This window comes from Agrobacterium sp. OT33, from assembly GCF_017313365.1.
Lineage (GTDB): Bacteria > Pseudomonadota > Alphaproteobacteria > Rhizobiales > Rhizobiaceae > Agrobacterium > Agrobacterium rhizogenes_A.
The window spans coordinates 1-16665 of the sequence record NZ_JAFLMZ010000014.1 but is presented as its reverse complement, the minus strand read 5'-3'; the positions used below and the strand labels follow the sequence as shown (position 1 = coordinate 16665).

General features: G+C 53.5%; 17 protein-coding genes and 3 pseudogenes. 10 read left to right on the top strand and 10 right to left on the bottom strand.

Annotated features, from left to right (window positions below; all coding sequences use genetic code 11):
• Positions 1–217: 217 nt before the first annotated feature.
• From JZX88_RS25285 to JZX88_RS25280, 3 genes and pseudogenes are all read right to left on the bottom strand, one after another.
• Positions 218–1588, bottom strand: coding sequence for an SH3 domain-containing protein (locus JZX88_RS25285; protein ID WP_246753559.1), 1371 nt, complete (start codon positions 1586–1588; stop codon positions 218–220).
• 108 nt (positions 1589–1696) lie between these two features.
• Positions 1697–1843 (bottom strand): annotated as a pseudogene (locus JZX88_RS26260) (DUF4236 domain-containing protein); the annotation flags it as partial.
• Positions 1844–2069: 226 nt separating this feature from the next.
• Positions 2070–2426: a hypothetical protein gene (locus JZX88_RS25280; protein WP_206915129.1), complete on the bottom strand. Its 357-nt coding sequence runs from the start codon at positions 2424–2426 to the stop codon at positions 2070–2072.
• 146 nt (positions 2427–2572) lie between these two features.
• Between JZX88_RS25280 and JZX88_RS25275 the strand changes: the two genes are divergently transcribed.
• The 4 genes from JZX88_RS25275 (at position 2573) to JZX88_RS25260 (ending at position 4771) form a co-directional block, all read left to right on the top strand.
• Positions 2573–2848, top strand: coding sequence for a hypothetical protein (locus JZX88_RS25275; protein WP_206915128.1), 276 nt, complete (start codon positions 2573–2575; stop codon positions 2846–2848).
• A 17-nt stretch (positions 2849–2865) separates the two neighbouring features.
• Positions 2866–3063, top strand: a complete 198-nt coding sequence (locus JZX88_RS25270) for a hypothetical protein (protein ID WP_206915127.1) — start codon at positions 2866–2868, stop codon at positions 3061–3063.
• 46 nt (positions 3064–3109) lie between these two features.
• A complete protein-coding gene (locus JZX88_RS25265) occupies positions 3110–3853 on the top strand; it encodes a hypothetical protein (protein ID WP_206915126.1) in 744 nt (247 codons plus the stop codon).
• An 87-nt stretch (positions 3854–3940) separates the two neighbouring features.
• Positions 3941–4771: a hypothetical protein gene (locus tag JZX88_RS25260; RefSeq protein ID WP_206915125.1), complete on the top strand. Its 831-nt coding sequence runs from the start codon at positions 3941–3943 to the stop codon at positions 4769–4771.
• A gap of 696 nt (positions 4772–5467) precedes the next feature.
• Here the strand turns inward: JZX88_RS25260 and JZX88_RS25255 are convergent.
• Positions 5468–6427, bottom strand: coding sequence for a GlxA family transcriptional regulator (locus JZX88_RS25255; protein WP_246753557.1), 960 nt, complete (start codon positions 6425–6427; stop codon positions 5468–5470).
• A gap of 122 nt (positions 6428–6549) precedes the next feature.
• On the opposite strand from JZX88_RS25255, the gene JZX88_RS25250 reads away from it, so the two are divergent.
• Positions 6550–7623: a DJ-1/PfpI family protein gene (locus tag JZX88_RS25250; RefSeq protein WP_206915124.1), complete on the top strand. Its 1074-nt coding sequence runs from the start codon at positions 6550–6552 to the stop codon at positions 7621–7623.
• A gap of 546 nt (positions 7624–8169) precedes the next feature.
• Positions 8170–8910 (top strand): hypothetical protein, encoded by a 741-nt coding sequence (locus JZX88_RS25245; protein ID WP_206915123.1) that lies wholly within the window; start codon positions 8170–8172, stop codon positions 8908–8910.
• Between the two features lie 284 nt (positions 8911–9194).
• On the opposite strand, the gene JZX88_RS26485 is transcribed toward JZX88_RS25245, so the two are convergent.
• Positions 9195–9875: a winged helix-turn-helix transcriptional regulator gene (locus JZX88_RS26485; protein WP_206915122.1), complete on the bottom strand. Its 681-nt coding sequence runs from the start codon at positions 9873–9875 to the stop codon at positions 9195–9197.
• 137 nt (positions 9876–10012) lie between these two features.
• On the opposite strand from JZX88_RS26485, the pseudogene JZX88_RS25235 reads away from it, so the two are divergent.
• Positions 10013–10656, top strand: a pseudogene (locus tag JZX88_RS25235) (recombinase family protein).
• On the opposite strand, the gene JZX88_RS25230 reads toward JZX88_RS25235, so the two are convergent.
• A complete protein-coding gene (locus tag JZX88_RS25230) occupies positions 10607–11089 on the bottom strand; it encodes a hypothetical protein (RefSeq protein WP_206915121.1) in 483 nt (160 codons plus the stop codon). The pseudogene JZX88_RS25235 and the gene JZX88_RS25230 overlap by 50 nt on opposite strands.
• Before the next feature lie 96 nt (positions 11090–11185).
• Between JZX88_RS25230 and JZX88_RS25225 the strand changes: the two genes are divergently transcribed.
• Complete coding sequence (locus tag JZX88_RS25225; RefSeq protein ID WP_206915120.1) at positions 11186–12748, top strand: hypothetical protein; 1563 nt, start codon at positions 11186–11188, stop codon at positions 12746–12748.
• Positions 12749–12830: 82 nt separating this feature from the next.
• Here JZX88_RS25225 and JZX88_RS25220 read toward each other — a convergent pair whose 3' ends face one another.
• Complete coding sequence (locus tag JZX88_RS25220; RefSeq protein WP_206915119.1) at positions 12831–13418, bottom strand: PPC domain-containing protein; 588 nt, start codon at positions 13416–13418, stop codon at positions 12831–12833.
• An 8-nt stretch (positions 13419–13426) separates the two neighbouring features.
• On the opposite strand from JZX88_RS25220, the gene JZX88_RS25215 reads away from it, so the two are divergent.
• Both JZX88_RS25215 and JZX88_RS25210 read left to right on the top strand, forming a co-directional pair.
• Positions 13427–14095: a hypothetical protein gene (locus tag JZX88_RS25215; protein ID WP_206915118.1), complete on the top strand. Its 669-nt coding sequence runs from the start codon at positions 13427–13429 to the stop codon at positions 14093–14095.
• Positions 14096–14168: 73 nt separating this feature from the next.
• Positions 14169–14732: a hypothetical protein gene (locus tag JZX88_RS25210; protein WP_206915117.1), complete on the top strand. Its 564-nt coding sequence runs from the start codon at positions 14169–14171 to the stop codon at positions 14730–14732.
• Positions 14733–14806: 74 nt separating this feature from the next.
• On the opposite strand, the gene JZX88_RS25205 is transcribed toward JZX88_RS25210, so the two are convergent.
• The 3 genes and pseudogenes from JZX88_RS25205 to JZX88_RS25195 all read right to left on the bottom strand — a co-directional run.
• Entirely contained in the window at positions 14807–15673 is an 867-nt protein-coding gene (locus JZX88_RS25205; RefSeq protein WP_206915116.1) for a protein-L-isoaspartate O-methyltransferase, read from the bottom strand.
• Positions 15674–15762: 89 nt separating this feature from the next.
• Positions 15763–16110, bottom strand: a complete 348-nt coding sequence (locus JZX88_RS25200; protein ID WP_206915115.1) for a hypothetical protein — start codon at positions 16108–16110, stop codon at positions 15763–15765.
• A 37-nt stretch (positions 16111–16147) separates the two neighbouring features.
• Positions 16148–16665, bottom strand: a pseudogene (locus JZX88_RS25195) (hypothetical protein); the annotation flags it as partial.

Below are 16665 nucleotides of genomic sequence, written 5' to 3'. Positions count from 1 at the left end.
TCACAATGCTAAACGCATTCTCGAACGGTGCCACCAGGGCAAGCCGTCGCCAGGCGTTGACAACAACATTGGCAGCATCGGTTTCGATGTCGATGACGGTCAAATCCCTTTGAGGGTTAGCGCGCGGAGCCGTACCGCAACACGCGGTTTACCGGAAACAGAAATAGCGGACACGTTGGCTTCTTCGGATAACCGGCTGTTCCGCCGCCGTCTACGATCAATCTCCCAAGATCGTTGAGTTTGCCATCCAGCCAGACGTATTTGCATCTACCCGGACACGGCTCCATCCACCTTTAGTTTCCAATACGGAGACCTGCCCGCCCTTGGGGACAATGATAATCACAGCGAATTTAGTGCCGGGTCCCTCGCGCAGGTTTGCGCCGGTCTTGGTGTGGCGAATTGTGACTGGCTGTGCTTTGTCATTAATCATCGGCCCCAATTGAAGCGGTTCGGTTTCGGCGATTGTCGTCACTTGAGGCGTGCGTTCTTCGATGTCATTTGGACGGTCCGCATCCTTTTTTGCTACGGCCAGCGTTTCGGATATCTCTGCAACCAAATTAAGTGGCAATCCAGCATCCGCCTCCTTGTGACGGGTGCCGAAAAAGAGGGCAAAGGTCGGAATTCCGACCATAAGCGCAAGCACTGTTAACAACGCCCCCTTGAGGAAACTGCCTTTCCTCTTCGCCTCGTTGACGGGAGTGACCTCCACGGCATCGTTCGCAAGCGCTGGTGGCAACGCAACCGTAGGTTTCCGTTCCCGAGGCAGTGCGGCGAGCATCCTGCATCCATCCACAAAAGCGGCCACCACCCCGGTCCTGGAAAACTCCACGAGTTCGTTGACGCCACTGTTGCTCGTGAGGTGCATTGTTTCATACAGGCAGATTGGAATCTGCCTGTTGTCTTTGAAGCGCCTGTCGGGACCGCCGCTCTTGTTCGGGTGCTTCCAAGTGTGATCTACGATCCTGGCGTCATTTGGGACGCGCTCGGTCTCGATGAACATGGAGTCCTGCCAACGCACGTTCAAGTCGGCGTAGCTAACGGCACCTACCCGACTGCCGTCCTGCACAAGCACAATATCGGGCATGAAAAACATGACCTGCCTGCCCACATGCAGAGCAGGAGGAGTTACGTTGCTCTTGATAACCGACGGGAGGGTATAAGCGAGCGCGGTCGATTTCCTGTTTACGAGGTGGGAAGCTCCCGCATTGCGCTTCCAGGCTGTGAGACTTTGGATAGCGCCTCCGGCCTCGATATGCCATTTGGCGGCACACCCGTTCAGGCCGTCATACCCTTCTGTCAGCCGCCCGTAGGCTGTTTCCGCGTCACCTTCGAGGTCATAGTAGAGTACGGTTGTCCTGCGATATGAATCCAGCCAGTTGCCGATTGCCCCTGCTGGTAGCGCCACAGCGCAAATTAGCAATCCAGGTCCGCCCGTCGCGAGGCCCACCACCGCACCTATTGCTAGAGCGGCCAAAGAAAAAGCCACAGACATGCGCGTTTGCCGCGCCTTCGAGTTTATCTCGTCAAGGAGCTCCGAAAAAGAAGTGTCACGCATGTGCATAACATCGCCGGAATCGATCTCGATCATTTCGACATCACCGTTGTCGAAAGTAACCTTTGGCAATGTTTGTTGGTGTGGCAAAACCGAAGATTGCCGACTGCCTCCAGCGTTATCAAGCGTTGCCCGATAGTAGAGGCCGCCGCGACCAGCATGAATGTAGTGTCCGCGGGGACCGGTTCCTATCCGCAGGCCTTTCACGCCAACAGAGACGCCAACCCCAGACTTGGAGAAATTGAAGCGGAATGGACCCGCCGAAACCGATTTTCTAATGTAGAATGGCAATTGCGCCCCCGCCCCAAAGCCTCCCCTTCCTCTCGCGAGAACTCGCGTTTGTCTTGCAGAAGTGGAGCACGACTATCGAATAGGACGCGAGAACAAGCAAGCGTACTAAAGCCTTCGATTGCAATTAGAAGAAACGTCCCTCAGAAGCTTTCCATAAGATCGCATGGGAACCCCTCGGCACGCTGGGCCGCCTTCAGAGAGACGCCATATCCGCGACACCTTGTTTTTAAAATCCTCGACATAACAGTCGGCGAAAATCTTTGATGTTCAGAATATGAGACGTGAACCGGGAATGCCTGATGGCTTTCATATGCCGTTTCTCCGGATCGTCGCTTCTCACCGTAAACAGGATTAACCGCATCTTTATCGAAAGATGGGCGAGGATGTAGTTGTAAACGACCTCCGGCTTGGCGGCATCTTCGGAGCTGGTTTGGAGCCAGTTGTCTATCATCGTGCGCGTAACCGCACTGGAAGGTGTCTCTTCGGCCATCGTCGAAATATGAAATCCAGAAATTGATGTCTGCCAATAGTGGGTTTCAATGATCTTGCGCAGGGTATTTTTACCCTGGTCTTTCAGCGTCATGTTGACGATGTGCCGAGAAACGAGGTCTTGAATTCCACGGCAGGGTAAACTCCCCCTCTGAAATTCTCCCACAGGTAAGACAGTTCCCCGATTGTCAGTCACGGGGCGATTTCGGCCCCATCGTATTATCTACATAGGGGCTGGCTTTGACATATACGCATGAAAACCCGATTACGTCCGCAAGCAGGGACAAAGTTGTACTTTCGGCAGTATTGGCGGTGCTCACGGTCGCCGCGATCGCGCTGCCGGTCATCAATATCAAGGCGATGGGTTTCAGTGGTGGCCTGACGCTTGTTTCGCCGCATCTTCTCGGCGGCATTGCATATCTTCCGCCGCTCGTATTTCTGGCCGGACTTGTCGCACGCTTTGCGCCCCAGGCGCAGAGCCCTATGTTCGCATCATCGAAATCGTCGGATTGGTGATCGCCGGCGGTATAGCCTTGTACAGCATCGCGATGTTGCTGAACGGCATGAACGAGATGAGCAATGCGAACAGGCAGATGACACAGATGCTCGGCTCTGCGAATGCCCGGCAGTTCTCGTCGATGGGTGGCCTCTCCGTGGCAAGCGGTGCATTCGCCCTCAGCCTGCTCTTGGTCGGCGGTGCGTGGCAGGTCTGGTCTGGACGCAGCCGCTGATTTCAATAGCCCGAAGCTCCCAATTCATAAAATCCCGGAGACTTAATTGAAAATCTGCATCATATCGGCCGTATTGCTTTGCACGGCAATCGTAACGGCACAGGCCACGGAATTCGACATCAACGGCATGAAACTGGGCATGAACGCCGATCAGGTTCTCGCCCGGTATCAGGAGCTGCGACCCGAAGGACAGCACCTGTTCACGAAATGGAGCCTTCCTGAGGGCTCGGAATGGGTCGCCAACGGTCGAACGCTTTATAATGATCTGACAAATCCCGATGACATGGAGCATGAGCGTTACGAGTTTGCGTTCACGGGATTGGGAAGCGGCAACAAGTTGTTCGCTACGCGTCGACAATTGCAATTCAAACCGTCAGCACGTCCTTCTATGGAATCGGTCTATGCCGCTGCCGTGAAGAAATATGGCGAGCCGTCATATCTGAGCAAGGACGACAGCAGTGTCTGGGCCGCGTGGAAGTTCACCTCTGTTGGTGCCCATGCCGAGAAACTCGATTCCTCGCTGGGCTGCATCAGGAAGAGCGACTTCCCTGTAGGGCTGGACGAGCACACCGCCGGAAAAGCCAAGAAAGCGATGGATTTCTGCGGCCTTTACATCGAGTTTTCCGTCAAAGGCAACCAGACTGGCCTCGCGACGGGGCTCGATATGGCCATGATCAACTACCTCGACCTGGCTCAGGATTTCGATGCCGACAATCACGATGCGAGGAAGAGGATCGATGCGGCCAAGACAAAAAGTACGAGTAAGGCGGCTCCCGCTCCGGAACTCTAACGGCAAGCGATGGATCGACCGACAGGGGCGGGCCGAGCGGTCCCGTTCTACCCGCTTATAGAAGAACGATCGCAGGACATGACATAAATGAGGTTCTATTTCATGAAGCCGCTTGTTGCGGCATCCATGGCATTGGTTTTCGTTACCGCATCGGCGAGCATCGTATCGGCGGCGGCCAGCCGCGAGGAATTCCGTGGGCGCTGGTCGCGCGACTGCGGCAGGGGCCGGACCTGTCATCTCAAGATCGACGATACGAAATCACCGAAGACGATCCAGATCACGTTCTCGATCGAGGGAAGTGGCGAGTCATACAGTCGGGAGGTTGACGCCATATACGACAAGGGGTTCGGGGGTCCTGTAGCCCAGGACCCCTATGGAAACTATTTCTTTTACCTGACTCTTCAGAGTGACGACCAGCTGTATTCGTCGGGCACGATGTTATCGAATTGCGGCCCCCAGCCGCTTGATCAGCATTTTGCCAGCAAACCTGTTCTCGGCGGCTCGGCGAAAGACACGATGTCATCTTCTACCGCCGAAGATGATGCACAAGCGGCGATTGGGGATCGCAGCGTCTTCGATCACAACGGCTCTGCCGTGGTCATCGATCCCAACGCAGGAACCATCGTCTATCGCGACCCGAAGAAATCCATTTCCGGAATGGTCAAGTCCGGTGCATTGCTCTTTGAGGCCACTAGGCCATGGGACCCGTACGACGACGATGCGGTTATCAAAGGGACGGCGTATGTCTTCAAACGCGGCTGCGATCCTGTTCCATACAAGGTTTCCGGTCGCCAGAAAGGATGGCACACGTTGATCCTGAAGGGCGCGGCACCTATCCGCCAGAACGACGGATGCAATGTTGTCGGCTACAAGATGAATGGGAATTCCATACTCAAGTTTATCAGCTGGGGCGACTAATGTCAGCAACGCAGGGGATTTGCAGTCCTCTGCATAGCCACTCCGCCACGAGGCCTCACTCACAGCGTTTTCGCTATCATGGCTGGGATTGAGAATAATCCTAATCGATACGCAAGGGGGCATTCTGAATAGCCGTTCCCCAGACAATGGCGCCCAGAAAGACGAGAGCCGGAAGCCGATCCGGTGGATCACATCATTGCATGGCACGACGGTGACAGCCGGGCTGCTATTGAGACGCTGATGGAAAACATCCAGCATTTGCAAATGCAGTTTGCCTTGGCGACGGCTACAATGAGCAGAGGATTCACACGGAGATGGAAGCCGGACGCTGACCGAGATGCCGAGCGGAGGAGTTTATTCGCTGTCGGACCGCGATGGCGAGCCGGTGGGAGTTTTATGCGAGGAATGTGCGTTTCTGATAATCATCAGCTCCGCTGAACTAATGATAGAGTTTGGCGACCTCTCAATGCCTTGATCAAATGGACGACGGAGGTTCGCTGGTCCTTGATCGAGGCGTAGCGGGGACCGATAGAGATTATCGAAGCCCAACTAGCAAAGCCACCTATCTCGTCATCGTCCCCACTCCAGCAAAAATATTGGATTACATTGCCGACAATCGGTGGCCGCTTCAAACCCCTCTCACTTTGAAATAGGCCGTGTCCCTAAATCTTCGCTGTGAAGACTGATCACGCAAGGTCACTTCATCCCAAAGCGATCCCGATAAAAGCCTGGCGTAATTCCTAGCCGTTTTTGAAATACGCGGTGTAACGCGTGGAGGCTTCCAAAGCCAGAACGCTCAGCGATGCGAGCCAATGGCCAATCAGCGGTCTCGAGCAGCATTTTTGCTCGGTCGATCCGGGCATCTTCGACGAACCGGGCTGGTGTCGTACCGGTTTCCTTTTTAAACGAGCGTGAGAAGGTCCGTTCGGTCATGCCAGCCCGCAGCGCAAGTGAGGGACCGGTCAGGTCACCGGTTGGGTCCGTCAGAATTTCATTGAGTAGATTACGCAGGCGCGGCGTCGCTGTAAGCGCTGTTGCGAGTCCCGGGTTGAATTGAGCTTGCCCCCCTGGCCTGCGCATAAACAGAACCAGTTGCCGCGATACGGATAGTGCTGTTTGCGCACCGCAGTCGTCCTCTACAAAGGCAAGGCACAAATCGACCCCTGCTGTAATCCCGGCGGAGGTGTATACTGGCGGTTCGGACACAAAAATCGCATCTCGCTCCACCTCGATCTGAGGCCGTAATTTTTTGAGCAAATCCACTGAGTTCCAATGCGTTGTCGCACGTTTTCCATCGAGAAAGCCACCCGCCGCAAGTACGAAAGCTCCGGTGCACACGCTGGCCAGACGACGGACGCTCCGGGCGCGCGATGTTAGCCATGTAATCAGATCGGTCTCGAATATAACATTCCGCAGCCCACCTTCGCTTCCCCCCGAAATAATGATCGTATCAATATCTTCAGGCAGAGCTTCCAGTGCGACGGCATCTCCCAGGCGAATACCTCCAGCCGAACTACAGTTGATCAACCCGCCTATCGGGGACGCCAGGATAAGCTCGTAACGTGGGATGTGCGCCGGTTTGTAAAGATTAGCTGTCGCGAACACCTCCATGGGACCCACTACATCAAGGGCTTGCGCCCCTTCGTAGCCGATCATGGCAATGCGCCTGACTGTTTCCTTATGTGTCTGCATTGGCGGAATATGCGATAAGTTTGACATTTTCGCCAGGCACTTCGTAGGGATAGATTGGCGGAAGTTCCGCTGTTCTGGGTTAAACTATGCGCCAAATTTTTGGGAAAGCCTTCCTTTTTTTGCTCATGATCCTATCGACGCATGCGAGTGCTGCGGCAGCCGATCCAATTCAACTGCCTCCATTAAAGCCGGGACACCTCCGGCCACTTGTTGCCATTGTTGCGGACAACTCAGGTACGGAGACGACAGACCTTGTCGTGCCCTACGGCATCTTAAAAGCCGCGAATGTCGCCGATGTCGTTATCGTTTCGTCCAAAGCTGGCACGGTCAGTCTTATGCCTGCTCTCGCCATTGAGCCGGATATAACGATGAAAGCATTCGACAAAACTCACCCTGAAGGAGCCGATCTTGTAATTGTGCCGGCGATGCATGACAACAGGAGCGAAGTCGTCATTAGGTGGGTGCTGGAGCAAGCGAAAAAAGGGGCTTTCGTTAGCGCTATATGCGAAGGCGCATGGATAGCCGCGCGGGCAGGTCTGTTGGAAGGACGAAACGCGACAACACACTGGTACGCATTCGACAAAATGGCAGGAAAGTTCCCGCAGACCCGCTGGGTCCGAGACCAGCGATATATTGTAGACCACAACGTCATGACCACCACCGGCGTTACTGCATCTATCCCGGCAAGCTTGGCGCTGGTTGAGGCAATAGCGGGACATGCGAAAGCGAAAACAACGGCAAACCAGTTTGGATTTGTCGACTGGGACGCGACCCACGACTCCGCACCATTTCATCTGACGGCACGGCGCATTGGACTCGTTATCGCAAACTATCTCTCATTTTGGGAACACGAGACCCTATCTATTCCCGTTACAAATGGTTTTGACGAAATCGCACTTGCGCTCAGCGCCGACGCTTGGTCGAGAACATACCGTTCGCAAGCCATAGCTACGTCCAGAGAAAACTTTATCATTTCCCGGCATGGTCTCATGCTCGTGCCAAATAAGACGAAGGACGTGGGCGATGGCCGATCATCTTGGTACGAGGCAGATATTTTGGCATCGTCTCTCGGTGTGACACTTGTAAAAATTGCGGAGCGATACGGTCAAGAAACTGCTGATCTTGTAGCTCTGCAACTTGAGTATTCAGCCACTGAATAGCGATCATCCGCCGAACCCAGCATTCACAGATATTTGCGATTTACGACGCTACCCAGCTCGATCGCCGAAACAGGGCTGCCGCCTTGTACAGTCCATAGCTCTGCGTCGTGGAAGTGCCGCAATTTCAGTCCATTCATTGCCTGTTAATCGCATGCGCCATATAGACGATGTTGTGATTGTGTGGCCTGCATTCGGCCCAGTGCATTGCATTGACAGGTTGTGATCTGTATATCAACACGGGTTACGGTCACTTGAGGCATCTGTTTTTAAAAGTATGGTGCTTGGCGCTTGCAACGAATGATGGTAATATATGTTTATGGTCACGGTGACCAGTGAGTGGATGAAAACGAAGGGAGCGAAGATGGAGTTGGTGAAAATCGCCATTGTCGTAACGTCGAGTCTCATTCCGGTTCTCTGCGTGGCAAACTACTTTCTCGCCAGAGCCAATCGTATTATCTAAATGACTGTTGAGGTGGTTTTATTCGCCTTGCATTTCGGCTTATGATTGCATAGTAGCCCCTAAAATTGAATTTCGGGGGCTTTTTGATGAGAGACTATTTAAAGACCGGGACAGCGGTCTTTTTTGCCTTGCTTGCTTTCTTGGTTTCCGCATATGGCGTTGACGACAAGCTGGCCCAAAACTATCCGTCTGTCGCCCCCTATACGTTTCTGATCCCCCTAGCGATGCTCGCTGTCACAGGGCTGATGGTGTTGTCGCTCGTGGTGCATCTAATCATTTCGGTGTTTGAGCGTCTCCAACGAATTTGGGGTACAAGTCTTCGTAACACAACTGTATCGAAATGTGCTTTCTCCGATCTGCCCGTAATTCACAGACTCGCTACTGAAAAGGTTGGCGATGTGTCCGATCTCGCTCAAACCCAAGCGCTCTACAATCACAACAAGGATTGCTTCAGGAAAATTGTTGACGTCAAGACCCAAGCTGTCATCGGATACTTCTGCGTAGTCCCGCTGACTAACAAGGGGGTGACGCAGGTGCAGGAGCGTAACCTTCTCTCTGGAACAGTCGATTTGGACAACTTTGCTAAGCGCTTCGCCAAGGGGAGCTCAGTTTACATTGGCAGCATCGCCGGTGCCAACACCAAGGGCGCGGCAGCCGCTGTTGAGCAGCTCAAACTTTTTCTTATGAACAAGGATTGCCTCAAAGCTTTCGCCAGGCCGATGACGAAACATGGAGTTCGTTTGGTCAAAAACTATGGATTTGCTCCTGTGAGCACGCACGATCGCGTAGAGACTGGGGTATTCGTCTATAAGATTCGACAAATCTGAGATCAGGCTCACTTCCCAAGCTTTTGAAACGCGGAGGCAGTCTTTTGGATCAGCCTGGGGTTACGGTTAGTCGCCCACTCTTTCCTGCAAGGTAGATCAACCCATCTACTCGCGGATCGTGTTCAGCAAATCCACGATCGCGATGATTAGATTGCGTCGAAAAACCTTGAGGATCAGGCAAATCGCGGTGATGAGACCTGCACCATCCAATATATTGGCGTGCCGTTCAATACAGCGAACATGTCATTTTGCCCGTGAAAGATGATCAGTATAGTCAACTGACGTCACATATTCATAAACAACAGCGAGGGCGTCCCCTTCACGCCCGCCCGCTTTTTCATGCGTTCTATGCGATGTTCGATCGTCCGCGGCGATAACTCGATTCTTTGGGCGATATCGCGAGCTGAAAGTCCCTCTCGTAGAAGCTGAATAATCGACAGGTCGGTATCGTCATATCGGATATTTCGTCCGATCGCCGAAAGGGAATGAATTTCTGCAAGGGCGACGCACCACGCTCCCATGGGATCGGGAAGGATAATGTAGTCCCCGATGACCCTCACATTCCGTATGCGTTGGTCAACCTTACCGATAGAGGGACGACCGCCGAAAGCGGCAGTCTCGAAGGCCTTCGTCACAGTGTCGATGATTGCCGTAATATCGGGAAAATCACGCACGGCCTGCGTCTGCTGCAATTTTTCGCCATCAAGCAGACTGGTGGGAATCATGTATTTCGATATGAAGTCCAGTCGCCAATCCATCGGCACCTTCGCCTGCATATCGACGGTGACCAGAACCATGTTGATCCCGAGAATGCCTTGCACCGAGCGGCAGAGCGTTTCGGCTCCTATAAGCTTACCAGCATTCTCCAGCCAAGTGTCAGTCAGCCGGCGCATAAGTTCGTCGAACGAAGAGCGTGATTTCACGGAGAACACGCCCGAGAAGACAAAAACGAACGGTTTTGTCACGACGGACCGGGGGGTGTCGTTCTACGCGTGATTGCCTCTCATTGTTGAATTCAAGACTGAATGCCCCTCCCGCGAAACCGTTCGTTTCTGTCAAATCGTGATCTGGAATGTGTGAAATTGAAGGTTTCATCGGCGACATGACAAGCATCGGTTACGCGCGCGTTTCAACGGTTGACCAGCATCTTGATTTGCAGAGAAACGCCCTTCGTCTGGCGGGGTGCGAACGTATATTCGAAGACCACGGCGTCTCGGGAAGCCTCCAGCAAAGAGGGGCGGCCTGACTTTGATGCTGAAGGCGCTTCGACGCGGCGATATTCTGGTCGTCTGGAGGCTTGATCGTCTCGGAAGGTCGATCACCCATCTGATTTCCATGGTCGAAACTCTGAAACGCCGTGGAGTCGGCTTCGTGTCCCTGACTGAAAGCATAGATACGTCGTCGGCGGGCGGTCAGTTGATATTCCATATCCTCGCCGCGCTTGCCGAATTCGAGAAGTCGCTGATCCGAGAGCGAACCATCGCCGGCATTGCGGCTGCGAGAGCACGAGGTAAATTGCCCGGGCGGCGTCCTGCGCTTACCGAGGGACAATGCAGGGAAATCAGTGCTGTTCTGAATGCCGGCGCATCCGTTCGGGAAGTCGCTCGAAAGTACAACGTTCATTCTCGGACGGTCGTCCGGGGGATACGCCGGTGGCGTGAAGCTGAGATGGCCCGCCTGCCCAAATCCTCCGGGATTAAAGCACCTGTGGCAATGCGAGCGCGAGCGCAGATGATAGGACAATAAACACAGCGAGAACGATCGACTTCATCGCGCTCCTATTTCTCCTCCTTCTTACGATAGCTACGAGGAGAGCCAACAAAAAGAGAACCAGCAAGCCGTAATACGCCGCTCGAAAAACATTGACGAATTGATCGCCGAATGAAGCGTCTTCCAATGGCTTCGGTTGGAGGTCTGCAACCCCGAGAAGAACGATGTAGTAAGCGATGAAGACCGATTGGATGATTGGGTTGCGTCCCCAAATCGCAATCACTGATATGAGGGGGCCGATACCGGCAAACGATATGATTGCATATCCGAGGATCGGGACGGCGGTTGTTTGCCAGAACGCGGCGGAATTCTCGATACTAATCGCAACCCATAAGCAGATTGCAACGGGCACTGCGCATAAGGCGAAAGCCCATTTCAATTCGTATGATGTGACAGTTCCAAGCTTCATGGGGCGACCTCGCATCTAACGTTTGACAGTGATAAAATCACCATATAGTTGTATTAGTGTTTACTTATTGATGATTGCACCACAAGGAGTGTAGAAATGCTTCCAGTGACATCAAGCGTACTCAATCTTTATCTCTTCGGCCAAACAGGCACGCCGAGCGACCTCCTCCAAAACACATGGGCCAATCGCTCCAATGAAGTGGGCGAAACTGTAGATTTGGACACTGCACAATTTATGACAACAGGTGCAGGCCGGTTTGCAACGGGAGCACAGTCGGCCCTCGTGCAAGCATTTTTCAATTCGGGCAATACTTTAGCTGAAGGCATATACAGTAAGGCGCAATTGGCCGGAATACTCGGGTTGTCCTCCTATGGGATAAATTTCCAGGCATACGAATACGCTGACGCCACAAATGATTGGGCAGAGCGTACTTTTGTTTTTGGATCACAGGCCTTCAAGCTGGATGACGATGTTGTTTTCCGCGTCGCCGCTGACGGCACTCGCACCATTGAAAATTATCGAATAGTCCCGAATGAAGCTGTTCAGGAGAATTTCGATTTTGTGTCCAGCAACCCTCTCACGATATTGGGCAACATATATCTTGAATCTGTGATTGATCCCTCGTCCATCGGTCGGACGGTCAACATCAATTTTACGGGACCGGGGCAGGCTGCTACGACCTACACTGAGAGCGACTATTTAGCGGATTTGGGAAATGTGGCGGCGTGGCAGGCCAACAGTCCGAGTATATTGGACCTTCCATCTGCAATGACATCATTGGCAACTGAAGCGTTCCAAGATGGGATTACCGCCTTTCTCTATAATGATAGGCCCGTAGTCTATGGCAGCGCCGAAGACGATATACTGACGGTTCCCGATAATCCATTCTGGTACAGCTATTACCAAAACGGTGTTGTGATGATTGGAGGGGACGGAGACGATGTAATTACTGGCACCTCAGCTGATGACTTGTTCATCGGAGGCGAGGGTGCTGACATCTACAATGGGGCAGGTGGTTATGATACCGTTTCTTATATCGCCTCGGCATCCGTAAACATCAACCTCGACGATATGTCACAAAATACGGGCGATGCCGAAGGTGACGTGTATAACGGCATATCACTAATTGTCGGTAGTAAATTTGCTGACAGTTTCCGCGGCGTACAAGGTGAAGAAAATCACTTCGATGGCGAAGGTGGTGACGACACCTTCGTTTTTAATGATCGGCTGGATACGGCGACGGGTGGCGCTGGAGCGGATATTTTCAAAATTGAATCGTATCTCAATTCACCTACGATTGGCTGGTTTCCAGCCTTCTTCGTGCATATGGACGAGTACGACTTTAATGCTCCCGAATATTTTAACTACTCCGTAGTGAAGGACTTCAATCCGGGAGAAGGTGATAAGCTCGATTTCTCGCAATTTTTTGATCTCGCCGAGGCCAGATTGGATGTTCCTGACGGTTCGTATCAGGCTGTGATTGATACCCTGGTGCAATTTGAAAAATTAAGTTGGCAGCAGGGAAATAACGCCGTCGTGCGTTTTGCTCTGACAAGCTACACCGACAATCCAGAAGATGGGTACGACGTATGGTACGCGGGCGTTGTTCTTGAAAATTTTGACGCTTCGAGTTTAAACGGTGGTATGTTCCTGGTCTGATAGTCGTTTATCCAGAAGCACAGATGGTCCCCTCTAGTCGTTCCCGCCGCTGACGATGTCACTGGCGGGTCGACGGTTTATGTCAGTTTGCCTTCAGCGTGGCGGTGTAGCTTGAGGGGGTGTCCGCATAGGTACGCAGCAGGTACGTTCCCGCATCCACTTCGTACTCAATGCTGGCGTCACGGGAGAAGGCGGTACTGATCAGAACGCCATCGCCACCTCGACTGCCAACCAGACGAAGATCGAATGTGACGTCCGGTTGGTCGACTGCGATCCTGACGCGGGCAGCGTTCGGAAGCGTGAAGGCAAACCAGGCGTCTTTCATCGACCCTTCGCCGGTTTGTCCCCTGAAGGTCATGACACCCTTGACCTCCCCCAAATTGGCAGGTTGTTCCGCTGTGCCTGCGGCGACATAACGAGATTCTGCAAAAGCGGGAATGCCGTCCGCGCCAAGGAGTGCGATGACGACGGAAAGCAGGCGCAAAACCGGCAGAAATCTTTTAAGCATTGTTTCCTCTCTGAATAGTTCGCTTCCATCGGGGTAACCCGGGAAGCCGCCGTGAGCAAACCATCCTTTCTGGACATGTTGACACCAGCCTCCTAGTGTCCGTTTCAGGTCAAATCCGGTGGCATTCTGCCGTTCAGGTGTATTCAGCGAAATGAGGAGCATGGACGTCCTTGAACAGTGTAACGTCAGCAGAGTGGCAGGAATTTGTAACCGACAGGTCGAAAGAACTTTCCGACCCCGCCGTGGCCGAGGCCCTGTTGAGGTTTCAGCTGGTTCCCGGCGGGCCCCAAAACGAAACCGCGGACGCATGCATTCATCGCGGTGATCTGGAGATTGACGGGGATTTCGTCCCGTCTTCATGGATCACTGTGATCGACGGAAACCTGCATGTCAGCGGCAAAGTCTCAACACAGATTGAGGGGGGCGATGGACACGTTACCCTCGTTGTCTTTGGCGATCTTAACTGCGGCAGCATCGATAATGACTGGGCCAGCATTCTCTTCGTTACCGGAGATGCTATCGTCAGGGATTGGGTTTTCGCGTCCAGGGAAGACTCGTCGATGGTGATCGGTGGTGATTTCAGGACGCCGATTTTTATCGGTGCCGATATCTGGGTATCTGTCGGCGGCTCGGTCGACATGGAATACGGCTACGGGTACGCAGTCGCTCTCGCGTGGTTTGCTGATGCCTATGGCGCACCCCAGATACAGCCGACATATGGTTGGCGCGAGTTGGTCATGAAGCTCGGTCTGGGGCAGGGTCGTATTCGCGAGGAGCAGCTCATGGAACTGCTGGAGGAGCGTTTGCGAACGACAGGAAGCCTGTTGCGCCCGGTGTGAACGCCGGGGCATGATCCTCAACTGGCTGCATCCATCCCGCAACGTTTACTTTCGGACGCGGCGGTCTGATCCCATGGACGATGACGAACCGGAGAAGAAAATGAGGAGCGCAGAGCGAGCAAGTCCGCTTCGGTATCTTGAGATATTGACCATTGGCAGCTTCTGCGCTGCATTTTTGAGTTTCGGGGTGGCCACGGCGATGCCGGCGGATATGACGGCGGAGCGTCTTCTCACCATCTGTGAAGCGCCCACCGTGCAGACCGCGATGATCAAGGGTGACGAACTTGGCTGGCCGCGGCTGACCGATGCGGAAACAGAGGAATGGCGTCGTAGTTTCGTCGCCTACAATGGCGGTTCGGTGGACGTTGTGGGCTGGCGGCAAGAGAAGGCCGGCGGAGTCGAGTCATTGTCTTTTTGGCTTGCTACTGGTCCGAACGGACACAAAGCATGCGCATATTCCACGCCAAGACCTGCCGGTTTCCTGGGTGCGTTATCGGAGAGGCTTGGTGCACCGGATAATCTGGACAAGAATGACGCGATCGAAAATACGACAGCCTGGTGGAAACGAGATGCGGTCGAGTATTCTTTTGTTCAGGTAGGTTCGTCCGCCGTTATCAATATCAACTCAAGTCGATGAGATAATGGGAACAACCGAAGCATATTTTACGTCGTTACCGAGCAGAAAAATAGACGGAAAAGGTGTCGCGCGTGTCACTTGCCTGACTCGATTGCTGTGGGCGTAGTGGGGTCTGAGGGAAACCAGACGTCCGGATAGATGGCAATTGCACTTTGGTCGGGGAAGCGGTCAGCCTTTCTCCAGATAGACTGTATAGTCCGCGCCTCGTCGAAATTGGCCGGCACTCTGGAAGGAGCAACCTCTCTTGAAGCGCCCACGCATGGAATAAACCATGCCGGCATCAACGGTTTGGCACTGAAGCCGCCGCTGTCGGCCCGAACCAACAGCGTCAGGGCAACTTCCTCGCTCGGTCGCCACGGAAAGATCATCCGACCGCCGGGCTTGAATGCTCGTAGCCAGTCAATTGGAGGTGCTGCCACTCCAGCATTCACATAGATCACATCGGATTTAAGGAGCCGCTTTTGGGTCGCGTCAGCGTTGATCACGCTTACTCCCTCGAAAGGTTCAAGATTAAGTCGAGCTTTTTCAGCCAAGCTCTTGTCGATTTCGAAGGCTGTTACTGTACCTGTTGGTAACACAAGCATCGACAGGATCGCTGAGTAGTATCCCGTTCCCGCACCGATATGCGTGACCGCTTCTCCGCGTTGCGGTGCAACTGCTCCGAGCCAGGTCGCATGAAGCGAAGGCTCCCCGTTGTTGATTCCTTTGTCTGCATCAAGCGCCACCAGGACGTTATGGTAGAGGTAAACGGGATCAGCACTCGGCGTATCGAAATACCGGAGGTTGATCATGACTTTCCAGGGACCAGGCGGGAAGAAAGCTTCGCGGGGGACGACCTCGAAAGCCCTTTCGAGCCGCGGGTCGGACGACCTGCTCGCTTCTACCATCAACCGCGCGTAAAACCCGCGTATTTCTTCGATGCTGGCTCGTTCATTTGCCATGAGCTGGTCTCCTGTCGATGTAGAAAACATCTGACAAACCAATCGGAATTTGCCTTCAATCCGATATTCGGCGTTCGTTCAGGAAGTTTTCAATCTTTTTCGCTTCCTTCTCGCGGGCCTGCTGTCTCAGCCGTGAAGTTGAAGCGTACGTCGCCCTCGATTGGAAGGACGGCGATCTTTGCTTCGCATTTCAGGATCGCACGAACACCCGCTTGTGCGAAAGCCTCATTGAGTGGCCCATCTCCTTTCGACACGATTTTCGGCACGCCTTTCAGTTTCCCATCTTCGAAATGTGCTTCGATGATGGCGGAGGTTGTCGCGCCGGCAGGAACCATAAAGCAGCCGAGGACGGCTTTCTGTAATCTGGCCTTGTCGTGATCGGATGGTTCCGCTGCCATCGAGACTGATATCAGGAGCGGAAGAGCAAACGATGCCATGACAGTGGGCCGCCAGTGCTGCTTTTCGATTTTGCATCTATATGGTTTGCTCTTCGTGCCGCGCATAATCGATCGCTTCCGTTCGTTGTTCCGCATGTGATCGTAACCGCTCCTCGGGCACAATAACCAGGACGTTGAAACCTTGGTCGATATCAAAGGTCTGCGGGTCGAGCAGTTCGTTTACATACTCCGAGCTGAACCAAAGCCAGATATTTTGATCGTAGACGGTCGCGACCGCTTCTTTCATGACACCTTTGATGGCTTCGATGATTTCGACCCCGGCCCCGCCTCTCGTATTGAGGTGCATGAGCTTTTTCCGTGCCGGGCTTCTCGCATCGGAAACAGCGATGGACACCCTGTCCTTCATGTAACTTTTGATCCGGACCCGCAGTCGCTTCGGGCGGGACGCATCAAATTGGTCGTTAATGGCTTTGATGCGCGCCTCGATATCAGCATCGCCCATGTGCACCTTGGGCAAAACATCGTCCGCCGGCGCAAGCTCGTCGCCAAATTGCGCGCGCGCAACCTCGGCAGCGTGATGGGCATAGGCGAGAT